The 5,622-nt window shown below is 47.0% G+C and carries 8 protein-coding genes and 2 pseudogenes; 3 read left to right on the forward strand and 7 right to left on the reverse strand.

Annotated elements, in window-relative coordinates; genetic code table 11:
- A partial coding sequence (locus AC2VE5_RS23855; RefSeq protein ID WP_486890136.1) for a TRAP transporter large permease occupies positions 1-1,137 on the reverse strand: 1,137 nt, incomplete at its 3' end.
- 117 nt (positions 1,138-1,254) lie between these two features.
- Between AC2VE5_RS23855 and AC2VE5_RS23860 the strand changes: the two genes are divergently transcribed.
- Complete coding sequence (locus tag AC2VE5_RS23860) at positions 1,255-1,776, forward strand: hypothetical protein (RefSeq protein WP_486890137.1); 522 nt, start codon at positions 1,255-1,257, stop codon at positions 1,774-1,776.
- Between the two features lie 20 nt (positions 1,777-1,796).
- Here the strand turns inward: AC2VE5_RS23860 and AC2VE5_RS23865 are convergent, their stop codons facing one another.
- Positions 1,797-2,000 (reverse strand): hypothetical protein, encoded by a 204-nt coding sequence (locus AC2VE5_RS23865; RefSeq protein WP_486890138.1) that lies wholly within the window; start codon positions 1,998-2,000, stop codon positions 1,797-1,799.
- Between the two features lie 137 nt (positions 2,001-2,137).
- Here AC2VE5_RS23865 and AC2VE5_RS23870 point away from each other — a divergent pair, with 137 nt between their 5' ends.
- Positions 2,138-2,410 carry a hypothetical protein gene (locus AC2VE5_RS23870; RefSeq protein ID WP_486890139.1) on the forward strand — a complete coding sequence of 91 codons (273 nt, stop codon included), beginning with the start codon at positions 2,138-2,140 and terminating at the stop codon, positions 2,408-2,410.
- A gap of 3 nt (positions 2,411-2,413) precedes the next feature.
- Here the strand turns inward: AC2VE5_RS23870 and AC2VE5_RS23875 are convergent, their stop codons facing one another.
- Together AC2VE5_RS23875 and AC2VE5_RS23880 are read right to left on the reverse strand one after the other, a co-directional pair.
- A complete protein-coding gene (locus AC2VE5_RS23875; RefSeq protein ID WP_486890140.1) occupies positions 2,414-2,593 on the reverse strand; it encodes a hypothetical protein in 180 nt (59 codons plus the stop codon).
- Positions 2,594-2,686: 93 nt separating this feature from the next.
- Positions 2,687-2,977, reverse strand: a pseudogene (locus AC2VE5_RS23880) (SpoIID/LytB domain-containing protein); the annotation flags it as partial.
- A 66-nt stretch (positions 2,978-3,043) separates the two neighbouring features.
- Between AC2VE5_RS23880 and AC2VE5_RS23885 the strand changes: the two are divergent.
- A complete protein-coding gene (locus AC2VE5_RS23885) occupies positions 3,044-3,634 on the forward strand; it encodes a tyrosine-type recombinase/integrase (protein WP_486890141.1) in 591 nt (196 codons plus the stop codon).
- Here the strand turns inward: AC2VE5_RS23885 and AC2VE5_RS23890 are convergent.
- From AC2VE5_RS23890 to AC2VE5_RS23900, 3 genes and pseudogenes are all read right to left on the reverse strand, one after another.
- The gene (locus AC2VE5_RS23890; protein ID WP_486890142.1) at positions 3,605-3,778 is read right to left on the reverse strand and encodes a helix-turn-helix domain-containing protein; all 174 of its coding nucleotides are present in this window, start codon (positions 3,776-3,778) and stop codon (positions 3,605-3,607) included. The genes AC2VE5_RS23885 and AC2VE5_RS23890 overlap by 30 nt on opposite strands.
- A gap of 441 nt (positions 3,779-4,219) precedes the next feature.
- A protein-coding gene (locus tag AC2VE5_RS23895; protein WP_486890143.1) for an IS630 family transposase occupies positions 4,220-5,246 on the reverse strand; the annotation gives its coding sequence in 2 pieces (ribosomal slippage) (positions 4,220-4,826 and positions 4,825-5,246; 1,029 coding nt in all).
- A gap of 270 nt (positions 5,247-5,516) precedes the next feature.
- Positions 5,517-5,622 (reverse strand): annotated as a pseudogene (locus tag AC2VE5_RS23900) (transposase); the annotation flags it as partial.

The following is a 5,622-nucleotide window of genomic DNA, read 5'->3' on the forward strand; positions in this document are numbered from 1 at the left end:
GAGCGGAGGTGTGATCATGCCGATCTCAAGGTTCATGATCATGATGATGCCGAGGTGGACCGGGTCGACACCCAGCTCGACGGCGATCGGCAGCAGGATCGGTGCCAGGATGAGGATGGCGCTCGAGGTCTCCATGAAGCAGCCGACGACCAGCAGCAGCAGGTTGACCACCAGCAGGAACGCCCACTTGTTCAGCTCGAGGCCGAGCAGCCCGTCGGCCACCTGACCGGGGATGCGCTCGCTGGTGAGCACGAAGGTGAACAGGATGCCGTTGGCGATGATGAACATGACCATCGCGGAGGTGCGGGCCGAGCCGAGCAGCACGCTGCCCATGTCCTTGAGACTCAGCTCGCGGTAGACGAACACGGCGAGCAGGACCGCGTAGAGGACCGCCATCGCCGCCGCCTCGGTGGGCGTGAAGATGCCGCCGTAGATGCCGCCCAGCACGAAGATCGGTAGCAGCAGGCTGAGAGCTGCGTCGCGCAGGGCGCGGGTGCGCTGCCGCTTGGTCAGGACGAGGGCGTTCTCACCGGTGCCGTAGCCGCGCTTGCGCGAGATCACGATCACCATGATCAGCAGGAGCAGGCCGGCGAACAGCCCGGGTAGGATGCCGGCGATGAACAGGTCGCCGATCGACTCCTCGGTCGCAATGCCGTAGACGATGAGCGGGATCGACGGCGGGATGAGGATGCCGAGCGATCCGGAAGTTGCGATCAGACCGGTCGAGAAGCGATGGTCGTAGCCGCTCTTGATCATCGCTGGGATCAGCAGCGTGCCGACCGCGACGACGGTGGCGGGGCTGGACCCCGAGATGGCCGCGAAGAAGATGCAGGACAGGACCGCCGTCATGGCGAGCCCGCCCCGGAACTGGCCGACGAGGGCGTTGCCGGCCTCGGTGAGGCGCCGGCTGATGCCGCCGCGGCTCATGATGTTGGCCGCGAGGACGAAGAACGGGATCGCCATGAGCGGGAAGTTGTTGAGGGCGTTGACCAGCGTCTCCGACGGCTGGGTCAGCGGGATCGTCGTGAAGTAGAAGAAGTAGGCGAAGGCCGTCAGGCCCAGCGCGACGGCGATGGGTGTGCTCGACAGCAGCAGCGCGAACAGCACGACGAGCAGCGCGATCGTGGCCTCGTTCACGAGCGAAACTCCCTCGGGTCGGTCCCCTGCTGGGGGTCGACGTGCAGGCCCAGCCCGCTCGCCTCGGCGTCCAGGACGCTCTGCGCCGCCTGCGGATGGGCGCACTACAAGCAATTAATGGTCGTTGAGCAATTGAGCAACCTGGGCGACGGGGACTTGCTTGCCCTCAACCAAAGTATAACCAATTATCTGAACTCCCCTCCACCTAGCCCCCCACCTCTTGCTGATCGACAAAAAGTTGAGTCTGAGGTTAAGCAAATTACAGACCATATCAACGCTTTGGGAAGCCAACAAACCGAACAGTTAGCAACTGTTGAAGCTATGCAAAAAAGTCCTTTTCGTAGTTGGAATGGCAAGTACGATTTAGCCGTCGCCCAGGTAGAACAGACGGCGAATAAGTTAGATAATGCGATCGCACACTTGCAGCAGAGACAAAACCAATTAGGTCAATGGCATAAACAAGACATGGCTTACTCTTTGTGGGATAAATCACCTCAAACCGTTGAGATGCGGAATCTTGCCAAGGGCTTACAATCGCCTCAATTGCAAGAGCGGCTAGATAGCATTCCCAAGGTAGAACAAAAGAAATTTGCGCGTAGCCAAACTTCTAGCCCTCGGCAGGCTGGGTTATCAGCGTGAACCAGGAGGAGCAGGAACAATCAGTAACTCACCTTCTGCAATCTTGCTAGTAGCCCAGCAATCCAAGGCTTATCACCGTACTTACAGCCGTACTGAAGGGCTATTTGCTCTAAAGTCGCTTGTGTTGACTCAGACATTCTCATCGCTACAGTGTGGTTGTTCAACTTAGGGCGTTTTCCTCGTCCAAGTGCTAACTGCTCAGTTTTTGGATGTGGATTAGGCATTAGTCATTCAATCAATTTATTGATAACATATTAGCACTTAAGCATATACGTTTGCAACACTGTTGACTGTATGCAAAACCTATGTTATTATTAGGATATAAATGAGGAGATACCTCTACATCCCCAGCTAGAAAACAATGATTTTGAAAGTCAAAGCTTCACGCAAAGAATTTGATACTGCTTGTGCGGGTGGTTGCGTTTACGGTCAGTTTCAAGGGCAGCAAAATATTTATATTTACGCAGAGCTAGGGCAAGAATTGCTTTATACTTCCAAGCCTAGCGACGACCCAAAGACAAGCTATCGTTTATTCATCAACTGCGATGTTTTCTTTGCTGAAAGTCAAGCACAACTTGATGATAACGATTTTGCTACAGAAATTTTTAACTCAACTGTGATTATTTACTCCTAGCTGCTAATTTATTTTGACCTCAACTGCACTATCGGTAATCCTTTTCCTTCTTGCTTCTCGATGCCGAGTCTCAATTTTGTCCGCATTATTATGAAGGTAATCTGCTAATTCCTCTACGGGAATCTGCACGTCATTACCACCTTTTATATAAACTGTAGCCATCAACGTATCTGTTTCACTCATGATTGTTTTTTAACTCTACTAAAATTACTTCTGTCATTAACTTTGATTTTAACCTGATACTTCATTTTCCAAGAAGCTGCTTGGAAATAAAGATTACCGCTTCGACTCCAACAGTGCGATCGCCACCCCTGGATAGTACACGTCCAAGATTTGCCGATAATCATACCCTTGAGCGGCATAAGCATACGCCCCCGTCTGGCTCATCCCCGCTCCTTTGTGCGCCTTGTCCACGATCGCTTGGGTTGCTGCGTAAAGCGATTCGACTACCCCACCCTGATAGCTAAGGATTTGCCCTGATGTTTCGCTAACAGCTTGGTAAGTTGTATTGTATTCGGTGGCAATGCCTTTGTATGCCTGATGGCGTTCATCGGAAGTTACGTGGAATATAATTAGCGTAGATAAACCATAAGCGAGGATTAGACTTGCTTTCACTTTGTTTACATTATTAATATGACTGATATCAACTGGAATCGTTATCCATCTCTTGCTCAGGTTTCACGTGCAAAAACGTGGTTACAAATTCAAGCTAACTTATGCCTTGCTCCGAATACTATAGAAGCATATGGAAGAGCTTTAGAAGATTTTCTTTCTTTTTCTAATAACTGTAATGTTATTCCTGATATTGCAACAAAAGAACACATTGCCAAATATGTTCGAGATCTTACGACACGACCGAATCCTCGTTATATAAATAGTAAATACTCTGGCAATCCAGTTTACGGTCTTGCAGATGCAACGCTACAACAAAAACTTACAGCAGTCCGCCTTTACTATGACTATTTGATGGAAGAAGGGCTGCGCTCAAATAATCCAGTTGGACGAGGAAAGTATACACCAGGTAAAACCTTCGGAGGACAAAGAGAGCGGGGTCTTATTCCACGATATACTAAGCTACCTTGGATTCCGACTGGTGAACAATGGCAATCAATTTTAGAGGCAATGAAGGGCGAACCACTTAGAAATCGTGTAATGCTTGCATTCTCTTATGATGCTGCTTTAAGACGCGAAGAATTATGCTCCATGAGGCTTGGGGCTAACTAAACCAGTTTGTTCATAACCTTTAATCAGCTTCCAGACGAAGCTGTAGCTGACGTGAAAACGAGTGGCTGTCTGCTGGATTGACTCAATATCTCTCCTGTTGGTTTCCACAATTTTTTGGCGAAAATCATTTGAGTAAGCTTTCATCCATTTACTAATCAATAATTAGTGGCGATGCCTCCCACTCTATCTCATTCAATCGAGAACTGCTGTAATTAATAGAAAAATTCAAATCATTGTTATCAACTTTATGGTGAATTTAGTGGCGGGGCTTTAATTTGATTCCCATCTCATAAAACTTACGTTTCTACAGGTTTTTACTTACTTATTTCTACTACTAACTGTTTTCGTTTGCGTATTTTTACTGAAGACTTACTTGTAGATAATAGCTAAATTTAGATATGAAAAGTTTAGTAATTCAATCCCGCTTGTTTTCAAAGTTAACTGAGAGAGGTCTAAGTAAAAAATTCTTATTTCAGTATGTAAACTCATTGAATACATCCCTGACACAAAAACAGAAGTTGAAAGGTTTTCATGCTAAAACTGAACTCTAAACGTATTACACAAACTCTCGTTGCTATAGCAATCCTAGGTGGGTCGTGGAAAGACGGCATACTCAAATAACTTTGGGAAGTTAAAGGTTTGACCGTGAGTTACAAGTTCAAACAGTAGTTTGACAAGGGAGAATGAATCACACAGGTGGTAGAACTCACGGAGGAATCGTTTAGCCTGCAACCAAACATCTTCAACAGGATTTTGTTCGGGAGCATTAGGGGCAAACCGAATACAAGTGAGTGGCAAGGATGATTGCGCTCGTCCAGTATTGAGAGATTGCAAGTAATCTTTCAGTTCCTGTGAGCGATGATAACTGGCTCCGTCCCAAATAATCGCAATCCGCTGATGGGGACGCTGGGCTTGTAGGTAATCCAGAAAACTGATGGTATGTTCTGAATTAGCTATAGGATAGGCTTGAGTCAAAACCTCGTGATTGAAGTAATCCAATGCCCCATAATAAGTTTGCCTCTGACGCTCATTGACGATGGGGACTTCAATTCGGGTATTACTCTTACCCCAAACATAGCCACAGACATCCCCCCACCGTAGGTGACACTCATCAATGAAAAACACACTCATTGTTCCTGCCACTATCTCTGGCAGCCATTGACTCAGTTGGGCAAGTATTTCTAGTTTTTTTTTGCACTAACTCTGGATCTTTTTTCGGGTTGCGCTTTTGCGTTTTCTTCCAACTGATGCCTGCAATGGCAAATAACTCATAATAACTCTGTCGCGATTTGAACTTGATGCTGTATCTGTCTTGAATATGCTGTTGCAATTGTGCCAGATTCCAATAGTTCTTCTGTTGCAACCAGTTGATTACCGCTTGCCGTTGCCCTGCATTCAAATAGCCTTTGCTCCCTTGATAACTCAGTTGTAACCCAATCACCCCAACAGATTCAAACACTAGCCACCATTTGCTGATAAAGCTGTCCGAAACAGAGAGAATTTCGGCGATTTGTCGATATAAATAGCCTTTTAGTACCATTTGCACTGCCAATGCGCGTTTGAGTTCTCTAGAGTCAGGATTACTTTGAATAAACTCGACCACCTCTTCCATCTTCAGTCAGACCTCAAAGTCTACATTTACCCTCAACAGTAGTTCAATCCTTACTTTTCTTCAACTGACCTAGGATTGCTATAGTGCATCAATTTTAAGCTTTGGCATAAGTTTCAGTACACCAAACTTAAGCGCATTAGCTCAAATTAGTGCAAACCCTAATGACCCGCGATGGTATGCCAATAGTGAGTGTGGAAACTATCAAGGTTTGGCGGCAGCAAAAGTTTCTCAATTAGTCGTAAACACTCTTATAGAACCCATTTGACATCTCTAAAAGGCGGCAAGTCGCTTAATCATTAACCTGACGAAGCAGAGATTGAGCTTCGTGGTGGCATTGGTCAAGGTGCGCTCAAAGTTCTTAACGAGGATCTTACAT

The organism is Aliterella sp. E5.1 (assembly GCF_057473825.1).

What these genes read in the sequence shown, in the direction of transcription:
- AC2VE5_RS23875 (WP_486890140.1), bottom strand. Translation starts at nt 2,593, where the DNA reads ATGAGTGAAACAGATACGTTGATGGCTACAGTTTATATAAAAGGTGGT.
- AC2VE5_RS23860 (WP_486890137.1), top strand. Translation starts at nt 1,255, where the DNA reads ATGGTCGTTGAGCAATTGAGCAACCTGGGCGACGGGGACTTGCTTGCC.
- AC2VE5_RS23890 (WP_486890142.1), bottom strand. Translation starts at nt 3,778, where the DNA reads ATGAAAGCTTACTCAAATGATTTTCGCCAAAAAATTGTGGAAACCAAC.
- AC2VE5_RS23865 (WP_486890138.1), bottom strand. Translation starts at nt 2,000, where the DNA reads ATGCCTAATCCACATCCAAAAACTGAGCAGTTAGCACTTGGACGAGGA.
- AC2VE5_RS23885 (WP_486890141.1), top strand. Translation starts at nt 3,044, where the DNA reads ATGACTGATATCAACTGGAATCGTTATCCATCTCTTGCTCAGGTTTCA.
- AC2VE5_RS23870 (WP_486890139.1), top strand. Translation starts at nt 2,138, where the DNA reads ATGATTTTGAAAGTCAAAGCTTCACGCAAAGAATTTGATACTGCTTGT.